Consider the following 20,613-nt stretch of genomic DNA (forward strand, 5'->3'; position numbering starts at 1 on the left):
TTAGCTTATTAAAGAGTTGCGACAGATTGATTTGTTTTCATACCTTTCCATGATAGAAACTGTCTCTCTAATTCCTTCTTAATTTGCAGTTCAATCGCATTCATTTCATCCAGTTTTTCAATAATCGATACTAGCATACCTTTATTATTCGTCATTGCCATTTTAATTGCACGATACTGTACATTTGTAAATCCTTGTACAATATCCTCTACCCGATCACACCAATAATCAAATTCTTGCTCCGAATATTGCAACGTTTCACGGAAGTATGCAAAGGCATGCTCATAACTATATTTACGAATTGCAAGTACTGGTATTTGTTTTACTGCTGCTACAAGTCCAGAAAGCGCATATCCTTCTTCCTCATTTGCCATTTTTACAATTAAATTTTTCAGTTCCATAGTCAGTTCATTGTCGTTCTTTTTGAATGTTTCTGTGAAATAACTAGCTACTGTTTCTTGCGTTGGCTCCCCAATTCCTTCTATATCAATGAAATAACCTCCACCAAATGGGTTATCTTGAATAGAGTGAAGTACTTTTTCTCTTTCCATATTTCCTTCCCAACGAAAATCAGGATCTAGCATGAACCACTCTTCTTCTTTCTCTGTTTTTGATATCATTAAATAATGTGGAAACGGTTTTTGATGAAATTTATTTTCCCTCTCTGGTAATAGAGACATATCAACCATTACAATGACATAACGATTTTCCGGCTTGTTTTCTACTAATTCTAAAAACGTTTCTACATTGCTATCTTTATCTTTTGCATGATCATACCATTCGTTTACTTTAATACCGTACAATTTTTCAAACCAAAGTAAATAATGATCATGGTTAATGTTTTCAGAGTGATATGAAATAATTCCGCCTTCTGTTATATCAAAATCTCCATCCCATAGTCCAAAATAAAATGGACGAAAATCAATGTCGCTACGCCTTTTTATAATTTCACAAAAACAACTCACTAAACAGTGCACTTTAATTGAAGTCATACTCTCATCCACTTTCCTAAAGGTTAGTTATTCACATTTACTTCCTGTAACGGCTCTAACTCCTCCATAAAATCAAGCAAAGATCCTACAGTAAGAAATGCCTTTGGATCTACCTCATCCTCTGGAACGCATAGCTTTACATCCATTTCTATGTATACAATAAGCTGTAACATCATGACCGAATCTATATATAAATCTTGATTTAAGCGCATCGTTTCTTCTAAATGCGTTACATTTTTCAGTTCCATTTTTTCTATCATAATTTTTAACACGGCATTCTTTAACGCTTCCCGTCTCATGTTGTAACCTCTCCCATCTCTAGTAACTTTCTACTTACTTTTCCAGTTTTATTTTTAGGAATTTCATTTACACTTTCAATTTCATGCGGAACTTTATAAGAAGGTAAGTGCTGAATACACCATTCTCTTATTTTCACTGGATCAACATGAGAGATCACTTTCGCTTTAACTATTTCGCCCATCACAGGATGTTTCCCCCGATATACAATTGCCTCTTGCACACCTTCCAATCGAAGCATCGTTTCTTCTACCTCTATAGGAAAGACTTTTAATCCTGAGACATTAATTACATCGTCCATACGCCCCATAAAATGAATGCCACGCTCAGATTTATACCCTAAATCCTTCGTGAAAATTTCCTTATCATTCATTTTCACGACGATTTCTTCCGGTGCATTTTCATCTGAACCTATGCTTATACTTGCATGAGGTAGAGGGTTTCCTAAATCTAAATGGCTTTTCATATCATGACATATACTAATACAACCTGCTTCAGAACAACCGTATTGCTGCATCATATATGTTGTCATTTTTTTTAGTTTATAAAATAGTGCTTCTGGCAAAGGCGATCCTGATGTCATAATTTTATGAAACTGGAACGTTCCTAATGGAAAACTCCCCATAATGTGTAACATAAGTGGTACTGCATATATAATATGTTTTTCTGTATTGCGAACTATATTTAATGCGAATTTAGGATTTTTGTTCGTAATGATTACAGGCTTGCTCCCCCTCGTAATTGCTGATAACGTACCACATATTAGTCCGTATGAATGTGAAACAGGAGCCATAACGATTGGCACTTCATCTACTTCACAGTTTAAAGCTTCATTATAGGCAGTAATTTCTGTATCAACTTCCGTCCATGCTCTACGAATCAGTTTCGGTTCTCCCGTAGTTCCCGAACTATATTGCAATAAAGAAGGCTCTTCTAGTAAAAAGTTCCCTACTTCTAATTTTGTAAAATCGCCATATTCTCCATATAAAATCCCTACACAATTTGCACGCTTTGCCATTTCAATAGCCGTTTCTTTTGGCGTATCTTCATGTATAAGTAATACTGATGATTTCTTTTCTTTTAAGAAAAACACAAGCGTAATAATATCGAATGGATCTTTCAGACAAAGTGCAAATCTATTTCCTTCTGCTTTTTGAAATTGTTCCATTTCCTCATAAACTTGTAATCTCAATTCAAAATCACTTTTGCTATACTCTTGTTTATTAACGATTAGCATAATTTCCCCCTGTAACAGCTGATTTTTGTTTCATAAGTTGTCTTACTCTATACAATGGATTTGGAACTTCATGAACAAGCGATTCCACATCCATATATAATCGACGTTTCGTTAATTGTTCAGCATAGAATGTAGGTGCATATAATTGAATATTTTCAAATCTACCTTTCAAATGTGGATATATTCTTAAATGATTTTCAATTTCTTCAACAACCATCATCCAAAAATGTTCTTCTCTCAATCCATACTCATCCGCAAGTACGAATGCTAATTCTCCTAAATTAAACAGAAATAGTGCATCTAACACCATCTCTTGCAAACATTCAATGCGATCCATTTCAAAGAAATCATTCATTTTTCCATTCGCATATGTTTTATGCATTTTAGTAAAGTCGGGACATTTGTCAACTTCTTTCAAATATGGACGATAAAACTCAAGCCCTTCATGAAAATCCTTTAACGCAATACGAACAGGCACCCCTTCTTTATGGACTAGAATCATATTTTGTCCATGTGATTCCAGTGCGATGCCATGCTCTACAACAAGATGTATAACTGGTATTATCGCTTTTTGAATAAGTAATTGTAGCCAATCCTTCATTCCATATTTATTCAACCACGCATCAATAATTGGTGTACCATCTTTCTCTTTAGCGTATAAACCATTAAAAGGAATTGCATCCTCTTGTGCATCTAAATACTTGTGAACGCTTTCGCGCCAAATACATCCTAATGAACCATATATAGCTTTCTTATTCGTGTCATACGTTACACTTGAAAACTCACTTAACAAGATTAAACGTGCTTCATCCATTAAATAGGCGTCATTACTTACAACATCATTTAACCAATTTGATATTACTGGTGCACTTACAACAGAGTATGGTTTCAGCGTACGAAGTGTTGAAGTGTTGAGTAAATTCATCGATAATTTAACGTACGGTTTCTTTGGACTCGTAATATTTCTTAACGTTCTCATTGACTGTTGCGCGCAATAATCGTCCTCTGATGTTCCTAAATAAATAATAAATTTACCCTGTATATGATCCGCATAATTTAAAATGATGAAATTCTCCCACTGCCATGGGTGAACAGGTATAAACACGTACTGTTTTGGATTACATCCCTTATTACGAATTCGTTCCATAAACTCTTCTAATTTACGATCGCCAATCTCCTCTTTTAAAAGGTTGTTATACATCACTTCATTCTCATAACCTACAGTCGCATAATTCTTATGTGCTGCAATCCATATGAGTTTTATTGGCTGCATAAATTCATAACCATATTGAAAATTGTCACGATATTGAAATCCAACACGTGCTTTATAACTAGGATGATATGGATGGCCATCTATTAATTGGCTTTCAAACTCATCGTAAGATTTTTGAGTATATTCTCTCTTATTATTTCTTTCATATTGTGCAATCGTGTCTTTAAATATTGTTTGTTCTAATTCGTGCATAAAAGAATCTAATTTAGCTTGTTCTACACTAGTAACCCGAAAAACTTCTTCTAGAAATTGCGAGACAGACTGTATTTCTTGCTGTTCATCTTGGACTCTTACTATTAATGAGTCTAACGAAATACGTCCAAATGTCATCCGTTCCCTGCCATAGCATTTGTACGTGACACTTTTGTCTTCTTCATCAAGTCCTTGTATTATAAAAAGAATTTGTTCTTCTTTTTCTATGCGAACCGGTGTAATAATCCCCTCATAAATTAACGATTCTACTAATTGACGTAGCACTCTTCTTCGTACTGAAATGTAATCTTCTGATTCGAGCGCCTTCAATACTTTCGTATGATACATGTCCACTCTCATAAAACCCTCCACCTTATGACAAAATACCATTATTTGTATTACGTGAAATTTTAACGCTATTTATGAACGAACAGCCACTTCTCTAACGAGCGGATTATGTACTTGCACATAAATTGCTTGCTCTAATGGATTACTTAACTCATCGACATCGAAAAATCTCGTTAGTAAATTTGCTTTACACGCTAACTTATCTTCGTCCAATAATTCTCTTAAAAATGTTGAAGGTTCCCGGTTATACGGAAGGAATGATTCAAGTACAGACCTTAATTCCGAGAGAAGAATTTCCTCCTTAATTAATCCTGCTGTGCCAAAACCATTAATGAGGCCAAACATATGATTGAAAATTAAGTAGTAACGAAATCTCTCATCCACAATATAGTCGTCATATAAATTTCCAGTACGTTCTCCAATACCAGCTAATTCATTATTAAGCTTTTCTTTCATTGAATTACAGAAATAAAATCCTTGATTATCACGGAAATAATATTTGACCGGATAACCATCTTTTAGCTGAACAACGCTATTTTGCTGATGAGCTTCTAATGCAACACCATACTGTAAATACATCCATACCATTGGCTTTAAAGAAATATTCATATATCGTCTAAACCACTCTAAGCTTACTTCTTCACAGCTTTTACTTTCTAAATCTGCTAGGCGATGAATAATATTCGATAACCGCGTATGCTCCCCAGGTATAGCGTCTTGAACTAGCCCAGCAATTAATGTTGCGTCGTTTGCATGTTCACTATAAAAAGGATTCTCACGAATAATCACTTCAAATCCAGATTCTTGTGTTCCATAATTTAATGTAATAAAGGCTGGATCACAAATAAAATCAAATCCTGGAAATCTTTCTCGTACTTCACCAATAGCCGTATTTAACATTTCCTTCCCTTCAAGACCACTCTCAAGTTCTTTCAGTTTATTAATACGCATTGAATTCGTTACTTTCACCGGAAATGAAAACTTAAGCATATACTTCGAATTGGGATGATATAGCGTCCTTAGTGATGATGTTGCCATATAATACTTACCTACAGGACCAATATACTCAAGCAATTCTTGAACTATCCAATCTTGTACGTAAGCTTGATGCAAGAGCCATTCTGCCTGAAGCGGATGAATTGGAATTAATGCATATTGATCTTCCTTACAGTACTTCGTTATAAATTCTTTACTAACCATCTCATCATTACTTAATTCTTCTTTTATAATCATTGTTGTAGAATCTGATAATAATGATTTTTCATTTACTATACTTTTATGTGCCCGAAAATAATGAAGCTGACATTCTCCTTTTAATTCTGGAGAATACATTGCACTTTTCCAATCCAATATCCCCTGTCTACTCTTTGGTGTAGGATGAGTTAAATGCCCAAATAATAAAGACTGCTCCGCTTCTATAAAAGTTGTATGAAAACCGTATAATGCGGATGTATCTTCTATTCTCTCTTTTGTAAATTCCTCAATATTTTGACAACTACGGATGACTCGAAGCATAAGTTCCGCAGGATTCGTTCCTTCTCCGTAGTTGATAGACATCTCTTTTATTAAAAATGTAATAACTGTAACATAATCTGCTGTAATAACAGAATGACTATCTCCAATTTGATAATAAAATTGTTCTCCAAACAAATGGCGATCTGTTGATGATTTATATATAACTTCTCCATACAAAGTAACGTTCTGTGCCGATAGCCGACAACATAAATATGTGGGGACTGTATCTCTATTCAACGTATTACTGAAGATACTCTTCATTCTTTCATCCTCTGTAATCCATTCTCCACTCCCTGTTTCTCTTAAATAACAGTTTAAAAAGCTTTGTAATGTTGCATGTTCTGCGATTTGTTTCGCATGCTGCATGTTGGTCCTCCTCTTTATATTAACGCTATGAGAATTTCATATTACAATTGATAATTGAATATCGTTATCAACTATGATTCTAATTGATAATGATATTCAATTCAATAGTATATTTCAGAATTTTTTTATCTGCTTTAATTTTTATTGTTTTCCCTCTTTTCTTTAATCTAGTTAAAAATACACAAAAAAATACTCAGTTTCAAACTACATACTTACTATTTTTCATTAGTAATCTATCCAAAATGTTTAAACAAAAGAGGTATACCTTAATTGGTATACCTCTTTCAAACATAAAATTTACATAATAATATTATTTATATCTCTCCAGCAATATGCTGTCTCTTCTACCTGTAATCGCTCTAAAAATTTTGTATCAATTTTTTCTGGGTTAAATTTTTCATAAAACTTTTTAGAAGGATTATTCGTAACAACCCAAACTAAAAGTGATTGCATATCATTATTTATACAATCCGATAATAAAGCTTGAAATAACTTTTGTCCTATTTTCATTCCTTGATACTCTTGTAAAAGGTAGATTGCATATAATTCTCCATCACAATTATATGTACCAGTTCTTTCTACTCCCCCATCGATGAATCCAACTATTTCTCCATTTAAATTCTCTGCTACAAATCTAAATTGATGATTACCCTCTTTTTGAAAAATATCTTCCCATTGTTTTTCTCGTTTCTCATATGCTATATTATCTAGAATTTCGTCAGCAAATATCCCTTTATACGTTGCTTTCCAACTATCGACATGCACCTTTGCTATACCTTGTATATCATCCTTTATTGCTCTTCTAATATGTATTCCCATCATTTCTCCCCCTTTATTACTCATCATTATATCAATTTCATTCCTTAAAAATCCAAATAAAAAAGAGTGAATTCACTTCACTCTTTTTTATCACAATTATCTACTTTCCACTTCAACTGAAACTACTCGATCAATCTCTTTCAGGGAACTATATAATTCTGTTGTATATAAATCTTCTGGAGCTAAAATAACCATCTCTAGTTGCTGAAATGCTCCACTATCTATATCTTTAATTTTCACGCGTTTCACATGCATGCCTAAATTTTTAATTTGCTTAAATATACCATCTAACTCATGATGCTCTTTAACAGTAATTTTTATAGATAAATCCTTTTGTCTTAATGAATACGGTCCTGCAATTTTCACAAGTTGCGGAAGTACATTAATCGCTAAAATAATTAAAACCATAGCAACTGTCGCTTGTAAATAAAATCCCGCACCAATTGCGATTCCTAAAGCTGAAGCAGCCCACACCATAGAAGCTGTTGTTAATCCAGAAATAACGTCATTACTTCTTCGTAAAATGACACCTGCGCCAAGAAAACCAATTCCACTAACAATTTGAGCGGCCAGTCGCATCGGATCCATATTTGTATGTCCTGGAACAGAATATACATGCACAGATTCAATTGAAACCATCGTAATTAAACAACTTGCTACAGAAATAACCATACTTGTTTTCACACCAAGTGGTTTATTCTTTAGCTGCCTATCTATCCCGATGAATAATCCTAAAAAGAGTGCTAAACCTAATTTGAGTAAAAATTCATATGACATATTCCTATTCTCCTTACTTTACAATGTTTCCCTTAGAATAACTCACTATAACTCTTTTATGATATCAATTCCAGTCTTTTCTATTCATTTAACGTAAAAAACCGAAAAAACATTTATAACGATGTTTCTCCGGCTTTTTATTACACTTTAGATTCTTCTTTATTTCTGATCTTTAATCTTAATTTCTGCACCTTTGTAGAATGCTAATTTACTGTCATTATACTCTTTTGTAAATTTGTTAAACTGCTCTTTCGACTTTTGTGCTTCCACATTTAATTCATTAACAGTTTTAACTTTTTCACCGATTTCTTTTAATTTCGTTTCTTTTACTTTTAATTTTTCATACAGTTCTTTTTCAGTCGCTAACACTTTCGTGTAATTTTCATTCATCTTTTGGAATGCATCATAACGATTCTTATACGACTCTTCTACTGCTTTTGCTTGTTTTTGTAACTTCTTATCTTCAATCTTCTCTATATTACTTTGAACAGATTTCGTTTCCTTCTGTGCTTTTTCTAGCATTTCTTTCTCACTTTTCAATACTTTTTCACGATCATCTACATTTGCAGTAGCTTGCTCTATTTTCTTCACAACTGCTTCATTATGATCTTTACCTTCTTGCAAAATTTGAGCATATAATTCTTGCCCTTGTTTCTCTAACTGCTCTAATTTTTTTGCTTCATCCACTAAAGATTTTTCTTGTGTTGCTGCTGTTTCAAAAGCTGTATATAGATTTTCTTCTGGCTTTTCACCGAAACAACCTGTTAAAAGTCCTACTGATAATGCTCCAACTACTGCTACTTTTCCATACTTCAACGTTCATTCCTCCATTACATACGGTTATCATGCCAGAAGTTCACTGGGAAGTGACTCTCTTCATGATAAGCTTCAAACTCATAACCTTTTTCTTTTAGCCCCTTTAAAATTGCTGGCACAGCAGCAACTGATTGCGGGTGAATATCATGCATTAAAATTACTTCTTGTGGTTTTGTTGCGTTTGTTAATACGTTTTGAGCAATTTGTGCTGCAGCTGCATCAACTGGCATTTTATTGTATCTCCAATCTAATGAATCAATTGTCCAATCCCATACTTTAAATCCGCCTTCTACCACTTTATTTCGGAGACCTTCATTCAATCCAGGCATCGAACCATATGGAGGACGTGTTAATTTAGGTGATTTCCCAATAATATTAGCGATTAAACCTTGATCTTCTTTCATCTCATTTACATACTCGCCATTTTTATATAACTTTGCGAAATTATGTGTCATACTATGCATGCCTACATAATGACCCTCAGCATTTTCACGTTTCACTAAATCAGGAAATTCTTTTACATTCGCTCCAATTAAAAAGAACGTCGCCTTCGCATCATGTTGTTTTAGCGTATTTAATAATTCAGCCGTATATTTCCCTGGCCCATCGTCAAATGTAAGATAAGCAACTTTTCTTTCTTTTCCATTAAAACGACTTGGTGCCGTTTTATTCATTTCAACTTTCGGCTGTTCACTTGCAAGCTGCACTACATTTTCTTGTTTCGCAACAGCTTTTGCTGGTGAAGTAATTGATTGAAACATGTAATACCCAATAGCTACTGCGGCAATCGCTATTAAAACGACTACTATTTGTTTAATTTTTAAAGCTTTTTCCATTCTATCGAATTCCTCTCCCTATTAATCTTATATATAAATCGCCCAATATAATTATACATCTATTTATTTTTATTTCACCATATAAATAGATTTTATTTGTATTATAATGGGAGTTTTATCAAAATTGTTGTTCCTATTCCTTCTTTGCTTGTAACACTAAGCACACCGCCATGAAGCTCTACCATTTTTTTAACGATAGCTAAACCAATACCTGCACCTGCAGCATGATTATTAATTTGGTAAAATGATTGCTCAATATATGGTAAATGTTCTTTAGCAATTCCAATCCCTTCGTCTCTTACCTTAATCACTGCTTGTCCTTCTATTTTAGTCGCTTCAATGTGTATTGTACTTTTTTTATGTGAATACTTAATTGCATTTTGAACAATATTCAAGAAAACTTGCTTTAACCTATTTCGATCTCCCATCAATTCAATTCGGTCTATAGTAGTAATAAATTGAATTTCCTTCTCTTCCGATTTAGGAGTTAATTGCCAAATCGTCTCCTCTAGTATATCGTACAACTGCACCTTTTGTTTATATAAATTAAAATGATTTGATTGTAATCTTGAAAAATCTAGCAATTCTTCTACTAAATGAATCAATCTATCTGTCTCACCTGAAATAATGCCCATACCTTGCTTTATTTCTTCTTCTGTTAAATGATCTACTGTTTTTAACGTCTCACTCCAACCTTTAATTCCTGTTAAAGGCGTTCGTATTTCGTGCGAAATAGAAGCAATGAATTCATTTTTCATCTGCTCAGCCTTATCTATTTTATAGGCCATATAATTTAAACTATGTGCCAATTCACCTAATTCTCCAGGATAATCTTCTTTAATTTTTTGCTTTAATGTGCCTTCTGCAATTTGTGAAGAGGCTTGAATAATGGATTCAATTGGCTCAACAAATGAATTTGCCAAACGTCTACTAATTAAGAAGGCGACTCCCGAAATAACAATACCTACAGAAATAGTAAACGTAATAATTTCAATAATCTTTTTATTTACATTTGTTAAAACAGTCGTATATTTTAAAACACCAATAGTTTGTCCTTGATGTATAAGTGGGCTTAGCACCTCTAGTTGTTTTTTATTACCTTTCGTAGTAACTTGATTATACATTTCACCTTCTAATAATGATTGTGGAATATTCACTTTACCTTTTACCTTTTCACCACTTGAAGATTGTATAACCGAGCCGTGACGATCAATTAACTGTAATTCTGTTCCTTCTAATTGAAAGCTACTAATTATGTCACCACTATATTCTTGTAATCGAATAAAGTATAGTGAATTGTATTCTGAAAAAAAACGTGTACTCGTTTTCGCATGAGACTCTATATATTGCACAATACCATTATAATAGTATCGATAAATTGAGACTGAAAATACAACTTCAAATAATACAAGCATAAGTGTAATGACCGTCATAAAATATAAAGTCACTTTCCGTTTCATCTTATACTTTCCTTCCACACATATCCTTTTCCCCACACCGTAAGAATAAATTCAGGTTCTGATGGATTACATTCTATCTTTTGACGTAACCGTCTCATATTTACATCTACTACTTTCGTCTCACCTACGTAATTGGTTCCCCAAATCATATTTAAAATTTCATCACGCGAAACTGGCTTTGAAGCCTGATTCATTAAATACTGTAATATCATATACTCTGTAGGTGTTAAATCGACTAATTGTCCATCTTTATACAATCTTTCTTCTATAATATTTAACGAAAATGGACCTGACGTAACAATATTCGTTTTTTCTTCATGTACTTCTATTCTTCTTAATAAAGACTGTATACGTGCAGTTAATACTACTGGACTAAACGGTTTTGCAATATAATCATCTGCACCTATTCCTAGTCCTTGCACCTTATCTTCATCTTGTACACGTGCGGTTAACATAATAATACCCATTTTTTCATTTTCTTTCCTGATAGCCTTACAAACTTCTAAACCATCAATCCCCGGTAACATTACATCCAGCAGTGCTATATCAACAGTTTGTTCACTCAAAATTTGTAACGCTTCTTCTCCAGTAGTAGCTTCTATTACATAAAATCCAGCACGTTTTAAATTTAAAACAATAAAGCTACGGATCGTTAATTCATCTTCTAAAACTAAAATTTTTGACATAATTCCCACCTCCTACTCTTGTTGATAATCCGCTAGCGGTTTTATATATGCTTTCACTTTTTCAAATTCCGATTGCTTCGGTACTGCATATACGTGAGAAGCCGTTTTAATTGCTGCGCTGTAGCCTTTTATATTGAACCATTCTTTCCGCTTAAAAATATGAACTTCAAGCCATATTTTATTTGTTCTTGTATCCAAAAACTTTTGAGAATTTGATTCTTTTTGCTGATCTGGTATTGTAATTTTCCCTATTAACTCTTTAGGAATTTTCACATAATACCCTTTTTCTATATCTATATATCGTTCTTCAATTGGTTTAATTCCAGATTCACTCCACTGTATGTAACGTTCAAAAAGCGGACTATCACCATGTGATTTATCTTCCCAACCTTTTGGGCGTACAGTACGAACAAATTCAATAATGCCGTCTTCATTAACATCTTTACTTTCTACAACATATTCATTAAATAAATCTTCTTTCCCATCTATAGGTAATACTTCATAATGATCCTGATCAAATTTTGCTACATAAGTTATACCTGAATGAGCCCCTGTTCCCGCATCGATTACAACTGCCTTTAATGATTTAGAAATACGACCCATTTGTATTCTTTGAATACTATTTATATACGGATCAAATGTAACCTCTGACAATACCTTAAACTTTTCAATGAACTGAACCTTCAACTGTTCATCTTTCATATGCGAAACAAGGCTTATGTCTTTAAAACCATTTTTGTTTAAATCATCTATAAATAACTTTGTATACTTCTGTCTATAAAATTCCTTTATATCGTCACTCTCATCGGAAAAAACATACATTGTGTTTTCTAATAAATCACGATTGGTAGTTATTCCTATCAATAGTTCCCTTTCCCCACTCCCTGTGAAATCTCCTACCTCAACAATATCTACTTCTTCCCCATCAAATGTATAGGTTGACTTCATATTCCATCCATTATTTTTCTTCTCATATACGGCTAAATATATATGATAATCTTCATTAGGTATTTTATATACGATGACAGCTTCTTTTTTATTATCTCGCTCGAAATTCATTGACCATGTCGTCTGTTTATCTCTATTAGACATTGGAGTAAGTAAGCGATAATTAACAGGTAAATCTTTATCAATTTGTTCCTTTAATTCATTAATCCATTTTTCATTTGTAGGAGCTTCCATTAGACTTGTTGGAGCTTCAGACATTTTACATCCAGTCAATATAAAGATAATTCCCATCATGCTTAACCATTTCTGCATATGATATCTTTCCTTACCACAAATTTTGAATATGTCCTTTTACTTTTTTACCTATCCATTATACTCATACATATGAGTATAATTTTTCTAAACTAAAAAATCGTTACAGAAAAGTTACAAATACATTCCCAAAAAAAAGATTGGCAAAAGCCAATCTTTTTTTATTATTCATTTCGGACTGATTTTGGCGTTACACCTAAATGATCATTTAATTTTTTTGAAATATCTTTTACATTTTTTTCATTTGGAATGTAATAATAAATACCACCGATACGTTTATCTGTACCTTCTATTTGCAATTTTTCCATTTCCAAATTAGATCCTGCCATATTTTTTGTAATGGCAAGCATATCGTCAAATGTTAAGTTCGTTTTCATATTTTTATCAACCGCATCTAGTAAAGAGCCCATTTTGCTAATTGATTGAACAGACATCGCTTTTTTGGCAATTGCTTCTATTACAAGTTGCTGTCTCTGTCCACGCATTGCGTCACTATCAATTTTACGCGTTCTTGCAAGTGCAAGTGCTTGTTCTCCATTTAAATGTTGGTAACCTTTTTCTAAATGGATCATACCAGCTTGGTCTTTACTATCTTGTTCAGTGAAAGTAACTGGTACATCAATATCAATACCACCAATTGAATCGACAATTTGTACGAATGATTCAAAGTTAAACTTCACATAATAATCAACAGGGACATTTAAGAATCTTTCCACCGTATCGCGTGTGCTTTCTACGCCACCAAATACGTGAGCATGAGTAATTTTATCTAATTTTTTTCTAGTTGGAATATAAACACGTGAATCACGTGGAATACTTACTAGCTTAACAGACTTATCATCTTTATTAATTGTTGCTAATAAAAGTGCATCTGTTCGAACTGCTTCGCCATATTGGCTTTTTCTCATTTCACTTCCATCTACACCCATGATTAATATTGAAATATTATCCTTTAAAGGTTCAACTTCTTTATCACGCTTTGATGACTTTTCAATTTTCGCATACGCATCATTTACAACAGCTTTTGCTTTATTATATATAAACGAACCATATCCTACTCCTCCAAAAATAAGTAGGAAAAATGGAATTAATATGAACCATTTTATTGACTTTCTTTTAGAACGCTTTTTATTACTTCTCGTATTTTGTTCTAATTCAGAGCTCATACCCATTCGCCTCTCTTTCTCTTTACCAAGTATAATGTAAGTCTATTTATCTTCATATTGAATTTCCTTTCACTAACCTTACAATTTTGTAAGGTTACTACTTAAACCCAATACGTATTCCATTTCACATTATACTCTCGTACTTATTTTTGGCAAGTCACTATTTACCAATTTCAAAAATTTAGCACTTCGCAACATGCGGATTTACAAATTTATTAACTCTTTCATTTTAAATTAGAATGTCTTTTTCCTAACAAACGATATGAATAAAGAATCCAGCTAATTATAAAATCTCTATGAATACAGTATATTTAACTTTATTATTTCTCAAACGGCGTATACACACTTTTCTTCCCCTGATTATCAATGTAAGCCGACTTTGCTTTTATTTTCGTCTTTTCTACTTCCATGTCTTCATTTGAGAAGTTCACAATGATTTTAATATTTTTTCCATAAGAAACAGATTGTACTAGCTTATCTTCTGACAAATACGCAAAATTCGTCATCTCTTCTTTTACTGCTTTTTCATGAACTTCATTCCAAACTTTTAGATGCTCTGTAATTTCTTTTTTATGTTTATTCCACTCTACTTCATCTAAATGGTACAACGGAGGAACATTATACAATAATTCAGACAGCATTCGATTTCCAACTTCATCTTTTACCTTTAAACTTCCCCATTCCCAATGATGCGTTGTAATAACGGAATCATTGTATACTAATTTATATAATGGTACTGAATATACTGGGTTTAAATATACTTGTTTATATTCTTCTTTCAATGGTACTTGTTTTGCATATTTTTCAGGCACATTTTGATTTGGTGACCAATATCCACCGACATAATACGGACTTGTTTTATTTTTCCGCATATCTTCATCGTCCCATTTAATAACAGGTGTTTCAATTCCGTGTGCAAATGCAATCGTACTACTAGCAAAATCATTTCCACCTTCAGAACCAACGACCATACCCTTTTCTTGCGCAATGTAGTCCATTCGTTTTAAACGTGCTTTTAAATCTTGCTCTTGTGTCGTTATATGTTTCGCTGAATAGTCATCGTAAATTTCACCTGTCGCATCACAATCAATAAACCATGAATTATATTTAGGACCATTTTGTAATATATCATTCATGCGTTCCTTTACACTAGGCAGCGATAAAGTCGGGTTTAACTTGCGACCTCTGCCTAAAAAGCCTTGCACCTTTTCTCCGTTTTTCTTCGTTACAGTAGCCTCTTCATATAATGATGGGTCATTAAAGGATGCTGTGTTCCAATTTTTATCACTTTTTTCGTGAATGGAATGATATGAATCATACGGACCAACTAAATACCCCATTTCCTTCGCTTTTGTCACGAAATTAGGTTGCATAAATCCTTGTTCCCAGTTCGGCAGACCAATCCACGCTTTTTCTATTCCTACCTCTTTCATTTCCTTTAGTATGTCCGTTCCATCTGCATTACCCCATTTACTTACCTCTTCAACCGCATCACCAAGTAGCGACTTTAATAAATGCTTATTTAAGCTATACAATTCTGTGTTCGTTAAGTGACCTACACCTTTCTTTAATAGCACACTAGCTTCCTGATCAACGTTTTGAAAAATATCCTCTTTATAAAATTCCTTCATGGATAATACTTCGTTTATATAACGTAAAATAACATTTTTTTGATACTTATCAATGAAATCTTGTTTACTTACTTGATCTAATACATTCAGTTCCCCAGGCTCTGAACTATTCTTTTGAATAAGTTCTTTTATATGACTAAACAGCGGGCTATTTATTTGCTCCCTTAGTTTTGGCCAATTTATATTATTTTCTGATAGACCATTTTGATTCCAAAAATAAAAATGCGCCGCTCCATATAACTTTTCGATTTCTTTATTTTTTCTAGCCTTTTCTTGTAATGTTTTAAATTCACCTTTTCGAACAATATCATCCTTATACAGTTTAGCAATGCTTACCGCATCATTATTTGTCACATATAATTGAAATCCATATGTTTTATTTTTATTTATGCTCGGAAATTCATGTGTAAAATCAAATCCTATTTTCGGATCCGAATGAAACTTCAATTCATTATTAAACATATTGTTTGCAATATATACAATTGAATATTTCGAACCATTTAATGCGAAAAACTTCATAGAAAATGATTCAGCAAATGAATATGCATCATCCTTTAAAAACTTCTTCCAATTCTCATCATTGCTCGGAATTTGCTTACCCTCCCATAATGGAAGTGTATAATTTTCAGCTTCTACTTTCGGCCATGTAAAGCTTTCTGCACCAGTCGATTCCACTTCAATGTTTAAGTGGTCTTTTTTCTTTTCTAATTTTATTTTTACTTTTTGATCTGGATATTCCCACGATGTACGATCCTTTTCTTTTTTTACATTCGATACCTTCATTTTCGATAGGGGTCGTGATGCCTGTTCCTTTACCCCCTCATGTTCTACAGTTAATGTGAATGTTTCTGGATTTACATCATAAGTAAAATCTTTATACGTCGATTTCTTTATTTTAGACTCTTGTACAGCATTACTACCTTTTACGTCACAACCGACTAAAGTCGAAAATGGCATAGTTGTTAGAAGACATATCGCTATCATTTTTTTCATCCTCTGCACCTCCACCAATGAATATACAGGTGGTTTGTTACAGGAATGTGGCAAAAAATAATAGAGCTAGCATTTTGCTAGCTCTATTTGGATTATTAAAAGTTGATATGAACAACTATAACTTGCTTAGAAGATATGTAATACAGTAACTGCATTTTTTCTCAACAATTATGAAACTAAACAAATCAAAATTTTAACAAGCATTCTTTAACTGAAAAAATAAGTGTATACAATGTATCCTAAAAGTAGTACTAAAATGATTATCCCTGTACCTTTCCAATTCATACCGCCTGCTATATCAACTGGACTACCTGTTTCCGCTCTATTGAGTCCGTCATGTAAAGAAACCCGTAGGATTACTTTTTAATTCATTTTGTCTCATACGCTCTCTTTTTTCTTCTGGTGACTCTTTATTCATTTAATCACCTCCAAAATGAATGCACTCTTTACTTACATTATTCAAAATCAACATTTGTTTTATATTTTTTTCCGAAAAAACCTAATTTAAAATAGGTTTGCAACGTAAAGAAAGCTAGCCATGCCAGCTTTCTTTACGATCCAATATGCTCTTCCTTATTTACAATAATACCTTTATGGTCGATTTCAAGCTCACATACTTTCATATCTGTAAATACTCTCGCTAATTGCTCAGCGATTTCTTGACGTTTCTCATATGGCGTTAATATAAAAATAGATGGTCCCGCACCGCTAAGTGCTGTACCGTACGCACCAAATTCTTTTGCGCATTTACGAATAGATGGTAATAACGGTACGAGTTCTAAACGATATGGCTCGTGAAAATGGTCTCTCTCCATCATTTCACCTACAACTTCCCACCGCTTTTGACATAATGCAGCTACTAATACGTTACTTATCGCACTAGCTTTAACTGCCTCATGAAACGGAAACATCTTTGGTAATACAGATCGACTTTCATCTGTATTTAATTCTTCATTCGGAATAAGAGAAATTACCCCTAACTCCTTGCTCTCAATTCTTACGACGGAAATATCCTTTCCATCAAGTGCTCCGATTACAGTTCCACCTAATATAGAAGCAGCAACATTATCAGGATGTCCTTCAAAATTTGTAGCAATTTGAACTTTTTGATCAGCAGTTAAGTTCAAATTGCCTAGTTGATTCGCAAGTTCTATCCCAGCTACAATCGCTGATGCACTACTTCCTAGCCCTCTTGTTAATGGGATATTACTAGTAACTTCTATTATATGGGGTGATATAGAAGGACAGACTTTACATGCCGTGCTAACGATTAAATTTTTATCGTCTGTCGGAATTGATTCTTCAAAGGAATGGATTACTTGCCATTTATCAGCTTTTTCTTTAACCACCACATCTAAATACAATGACAAAGCTATTCCAACTGAATCAAATCCAGGACCAACATTTGCCGTACTAGCAGGGACACGAACACTTAATGGTATCACGACATAATCACCCCTTTAATATGATCTTTAATCTGTTCTATATCATTTGACAAACTTGCGATGTCTAGTTGATTTGAAGAAATAGCGATATCAGGATCCTTCAAACCATTTCCAGTTAATACTGCAACAACTGTTTCTCCCTTTTTGATTTTTCCAGATTTAACATGTTTAATTACGCCAGCTAATGAAGCATTTGATCCCGGTTCAGCGAAAACTCCTTCAGTTTTTGCCAATAACCTATACGCATGTAAAATTTCTTCATCTGATACCATATCTATTTCACCACAAGACTGCTCGGCAGCCTCTACTGCATACGACCAACTTGCTGGGTTACCAATGCGAATTGCTGTTGCAATTGTTTCAGGCTCTTCAATTACATGCCCTTTTACAATTGCCGCTGCTCCTTCTGCTTCAAAGCCATGAATTCTTGGCTTCTTATAACCTTTTTCTTTCTCATATTCACAGAAGCCTTTCCAATATGCTGTAATATTCCCTGCGTTCCCAACAGGGATAGCTAGAACATCTGGTGCATTTTGCAATTGGTCACAAATTTCAAATGCTGCCGTTTTTTGTCCTTCAATTCGATAAGGATTCACTGAATTTACTAATGTAATCGGCTCTTCTGCAGCAATATTTCTTACAGCCTTAAGTGCATCATCGAAATTCCCTTCTATTGAGATAATTTCAGCTCCATAAGCGACCGCTTGCGCTAATTTTCCATGCGCAATCTTTCCTTCAGGGATTACGATTATACATTTCATCCCAAGACGTGCCGCATATGCTGCAGCTGATGCTGATGTATTACCTGTTGATGCACAAATGATTGCTTCTGAACCTTCTTCTTTCGCCTTAGCAACTGCCATCACCATACCACGATCTTTAAAAGAACCTGTCGGATTCGCTCCTTCGTACTTACCATATAGCTGAATCCCTAATTGCTTTGATATATTTAATAACGGAATAAGAGGTGTATTTCCTTCCATTAAACTGACATCAGGTGTGTTTTCATTCACCGGTAAATAAGAAGCATATTGTTTCAATAGTCCTTTATACATATTGTTTTTCCTCCTCAATAATGTAGTAACTGTTTATTTCACTTGCGACAGCTTCTATCGCTCCTAAAACTCGTTCGAATTGATACTTGGAAGTTCGATGTGTCACAACAACAACTTCTGCCAGTTCACGGTTTAAAGGTAATTGAATAACTTCTTTTAAACTTACAGAGTAATTAACGAAACATTCTGTTATTTTTTGTAACATCCCAGGCTCATCTCGTAATGAAATACGCAAGAAATATTTCGAAACTACTTCTTCATCACCTTGTAATTCATAAGGAACTGGTTCTTTTAACGCACTTTTATTTTTCGGCACTTGATTCATATTTTTAACGATGGAAATAATATCACTTACTACAGCAGAACCAGTCGGTAACTTCCCAGCTCCGGGTCCATAAAACATCACTTCTCCTACCGCTTGACCATGAACATACACCGCATTAAATTCATTATTCACATTTGATAATGGATGCTGGCTCGGTAAAAGCGTCGGTTCTACACTTAAATGAATGGCTGGTCCTTGTTTTTCAGCTTTACCAATTAACTTCATAGTAAATCCTAACTTTTCAGCCATTTGTAAATCTTCTTTTTCGACCTTTCGAATCCCTCTTACTTGCACATCATCTAATGAAACATTCATCGAAAAACCTAAGTTTGCAAGAATTGCTACTTTTCTCGCCGCATCTAGTCCATCTACATCTGCTGTCGGATCCGATTCTGCAAAGCCTAATTTTTGTGCTTCCTGTAAAGCCTCTTCATAAGACCATCCATTTTGACTCATTTTTGTTAACATATAATTTGTTGTACCATTTACAATTCCCATTATTTTTTCAATTTGATCTGATGCTAACCCATCAGTTAGTCCTCTTAACACTGGAATACCGCCCGCTACACTCGCTTCGTAACATAAATCACAATCATTATCGTTCGCCAGTTGAAGAAGCTCTGCACCATATACAGCCATTAAATCTTTATTTGCTGTTACGACATGTTTTTTATTTCGTAAAGCCTTAACAATATGCTGTTTTGCTTCTTCAATTCCGCCCATTACCTCTACTACAATATCAATATTTGAATCATTTAGAACTTCATCTGCATGACTTGTTACTGCAATTCCATCAATACAAACATCGCGTTCTTTTTCCAAATCACGTACAACGACTGTTTTCACTTTCACTTCGTATCCTGTATCAAGTGCGATTTTTTTATAATGTTCTTTCAAAATATGAACAACACCACTTCCGACCGTACCTAAACCTAATACCCCAACATTTATAACGTTATTCATCTTCTAATCTCCTCCTAAAAGTTTAATTGTTACATCTATAAATCACCTTACTCTGCTTTTTTGTCATGCAGGTGGTGGTTATTTCCGTACTTATAAATCGTTTCATATTACCGCACCTCCTTTCAAAGTAAAAAACACACCCATCCCTAGGAAAGGGACGA

The 20,613-nt window shown here is 33.7% G+C and carries 17 protein-coding genes and 1 pseudogene; all 18 read right to left on the reverse strand.

Annotated features, from left to right (window positions below):
- Positions 1-8: 8 nt before the first annotated feature.
- Complete coding sequence (locus tag DN401_RS24330; protein WP_000200705.1) at positions 9-992, reverse strand: DUF6005 family protein; 984 nt, start codon at positions 990-992, stop codon at positions 9-11.
- 23 nt (positions 993-1,015) lie between these two features.
- Positions 1,016-1,291 (reverse strand): petrobactin biosynthesis protein AsbD, encoded by a 276-nt coding sequence (asbD, locus tag DN401_RS24335; RefSeq protein ID WP_001250560.1) that lies wholly within the window; start codon positions 1,289-1,291, stop codon positions 1,016-1,018.
- Entirely contained in the window at positions 1,288-2,526 is a 1,239-nt protein-coding gene (locus tag DN401_RS24340; protein ID WP_000909573.1) for an AMP-binding protein, read from the reverse strand. Before DN401_RS24340 ends, asbD begins: the two co-directional genes overlap by 4 nt.
- Entirely contained in the window at positions 2,513-4,351 is a 1,839-nt protein-coding gene (locus DN401_RS24345; protein ID WP_001261822.1) for an IucA/IucC family protein, read from the reverse strand. The genes DN401_RS24340 and DN401_RS24345 overlap by 14 nt, the downstream gene beginning before the upstream one ends.
- Positions 4,352-4,411: 60 nt before the next feature.
- Positions 4,412-6,220, reverse strand: coding sequence for an IucA/IucC family protein (locus tag DN401_RS24350; RefSeq protein ID WP_001163346.1), 1,809 nt, complete (start codon positions 6,218-6,220; stop codon positions 4,412-4,414).
- A 297-nt stretch (positions 6,221-6,517) separates the two neighbouring features.
- Entirely contained in the window at positions 6,518-7,039 is a 522-nt protein-coding gene (locus tag DN401_RS24355) for a GNAT family N-acetyltransferase (protein ID WP_000511208.1), read from the reverse strand.
- 96 nt (positions 7,040-7,135) lie between these two features.
- Positions 7,136-7,816 (reverse strand): MgtC/SapB family protein, encoded by a 681-nt coding sequence (locus DN401_RS24360; protein ID WP_000119510.1) that lies wholly within the window; start codon positions 7,814-7,816, stop codon positions 7,136-7,138.
- Between the two features lie 159 nt (positions 7,817-7,975).
- Complete coding sequence (locus DN401_RS24365; protein WP_000873566.1) at positions 7,976-8,632, reverse strand: YkyA family protein; 657 nt, start codon at positions 8,630-8,632, stop codon at positions 7,976-7,978.
- A 14-nt stretch (positions 8,633-8,646) separates the two neighbouring features.
- Positions 8,647-9,468, reverse strand: a complete 822-nt coding sequence (locus DN401_RS24370) for a peptidoglycan-N-acetylglucosamine deacetylase (RefSeq protein ID WP_000409484.1) — start codon at positions 9,466-9,468, stop codon at positions 8,647-8,649.
- Between the two features lie 101 nt (positions 9,469-9,569).
- Positions 9,570-10,928: a sensor histidine kinase gene (locus tag DN401_RS24375; RefSeq protein WP_000824536.1), complete on the reverse strand. Its 1,359-nt coding sequence runs from the start codon at positions 10,926-10,928 to the stop codon at positions 9,570-9,572.
- Positions 10,925-11,614 (reverse strand): response regulator transcription factor, encoded by a 690-nt coding sequence (locus tag DN401_RS24380; RefSeq protein WP_000036068.1) that lies wholly within the window; start codon positions 11,612-11,614, stop codon positions 10,925-10,927. Before DN401_RS24380 ends, DN401_RS24375 begins: the two co-directional genes overlap by 4 nt.
- A gap of 12 nt (positions 11,615-11,626) precedes the next feature.
- Positions 11,627-12,874, reverse strand: a complete 1,248-nt coding sequence (locus DN401_RS24385) for a hypothetical protein (RefSeq protein ID WP_149287994.1) — start codon at positions 12,872-12,874, stop codon at positions 11,627-11,629.
- Between the two features lie 164 nt (positions 12,875-13,038).
- On the reverse strand, positions 13,039-14,040 hold the full coding sequence (locus DN401_RS24390) for an LCP family protein (protein WP_002182662.1): 1,002 nt from the start codon (positions 14,038-14,040) through the stop codon (positions 13,039-13,041).
- A gap of 320 nt (positions 14,041-14,360) precedes the next feature.
- Complete coding sequence (locus tag DN401_RS24395) at positions 14,361-16,664, reverse strand: glycoside hydrolase (RefSeq protein WP_000738111.1); 2,304 nt, start codon at positions 16,662-16,664, stop codon at positions 14,361-14,363.
- Between the two features lie 207 nt (positions 16,665-16,871).
- Positions 16,872-17,082: pseudogene (locus DN401_RS24400) on the reverse strand (DUF6366 family protein).
- A gap of 133 nt (positions 17,083-17,215) precedes the next feature.
- On the reverse strand, positions 17,216-18,109 hold the full coding sequence (gene thrB, locus DN401_RS24405) for a homoserine kinase (protein WP_000612682.1): 894 nt from the start codon (positions 18,107-18,109) through the stop codon (positions 17,216-17,218).
- Entirely contained in the window at positions 18,106-19,164 is a 1,059-nt protein-coding gene (gene thrC / locus DN401_RS24410) for a threonine synthase (protein WP_000276434.1), read from the reverse strand. Before thrC ends, thrB begins: the two co-directional genes overlap by 4 nt.
- Positions 19,157-20,452: a homoserine dehydrogenase gene (locus tag DN401_RS24415; RefSeq protein ID WP_001066902.1), complete on the reverse strand. Its 1,296-nt coding sequence runs from the start codon at positions 20,450-20,452 to the stop codon at positions 19,157-19,159. The genes thrC and DN401_RS24415 overlap by 8 nt, the downstream gene beginning before the upstream one ends.
- Positions 20,453-20,613: the final 161 nt, after the last annotated feature.

Origin of the sequence: Bacillus sp. BF2-3 (assembly GCF_008368795.1) — a bacterium.
Classification (GTDB): domain Bacteria; phylum Bacillota; class Bacilli; order Bacillales; family Bacillaceae_G; genus Bacillus_A; species Bacillus_A cereus.

Excerpts from the sequence above, each read along its gene's own strand:
- DN401_RS24330 (WP_000200705.1), bottom strand. The coding sequence starts at position 992 with ATGACTTCAATTAAAGTGCACTGTTTAGTGAGTTGTTTTTGTGAAATT.
- DN401_RS24395 (WP_000738111.1), bottom strand. The coding sequence starts at position 16,664 with ATGAAAAAAATGATAGCGATATGTCTTCTAACAACTATGCCATTTTCG.
- DN401_RS24355 (WP_000511208.1), bottom strand. The coding sequence starts at position 7,039 with ATGGGAATACATATTAGAAGAGCAATAAAGGATGATATACAAGGTATA.
- asbD (WP_001250560.1), bottom strand. The coding sequence starts at position 1,291 with ATGAGACGGGAAGCGTTAAAGAATGCCGTGTTAAAAATTATGATAGAA.
- DN401_RS24415 (WP_001066902.1), bottom strand. The coding sequence starts at position 20,452 with ATGAATAACGTTATAAATGTTGGGGTATTAGGTTTAGGTACGGTCGGA.
- thrC (WP_000276434.1), bottom strand. The coding sequence starts at position 19,164 with ATGTATAAAGGACTATTGAAACAATATGCTTCTTATTTACCGGTGAAT.
- DN401_RS24340 (WP_000909573.1), bottom strand. The coding sequence starts at position 2,526 with ATGCTAATCGTTAATAAACAAGAGTATAGCAAAAGTGATTTTGAATTG.
- DN401_RS24345 (WP_001261822.1), bottom strand. The coding sequence starts at position 4,351 with ATGAGAGTGGACATGTATCATACGAAAGTATTGAAGGCGCTCGAATCA.
- DN401_RS24375 (WP_000824536.1), bottom strand. The coding sequence starts at position 10,928 with ATGAAACGGAAAGTGACTTTATATTTTATGACGGTCATTACACTTATG.
- DN401_RS24370 (WP_000409484.1), bottom strand. The coding sequence starts at position 9,468 with ATGGAAAAAGCTTTAAAAATTAAACAAATAGTAGTCGTTTTAATAGCG.
- DN401_RS24380 (WP_000036068.1), bottom strand. The coding sequence starts at position 11,614 with ATGTCAAAAATTTTAGTTTTAGAAGATGAATTAACGATCCGTAGCTTT.
- DN401_RS24390 (WP_002182662.1), bottom strand. The coding sequence starts at position 14,040 with ATGAGCTCTGAATTAGAACAAAATACGAGAAGTAATAAAAAGCGTTCT.
- DN401_RS24385 (WP_149287994.1), bottom strand. The coding sequence starts at position 12,874 with ATGCAGAAATGGTTAAGCATGATGGGAATTATCTTTATATTGACTGGA.
- DN401_RS24350 (WP_001163346.1), bottom strand. The coding sequence starts at position 6,220 with ATGCAGCATGCGAAACAAATCGCAGAACATGCAACATTACAAAGCTTT.
- DN401_RS24360 (WP_000119510.1), bottom strand. The coding sequence starts at position 7,816 with ATGTCATATGAATTTTTACTCAAATTAGGTTTAGCACTCTTTTTAGGA.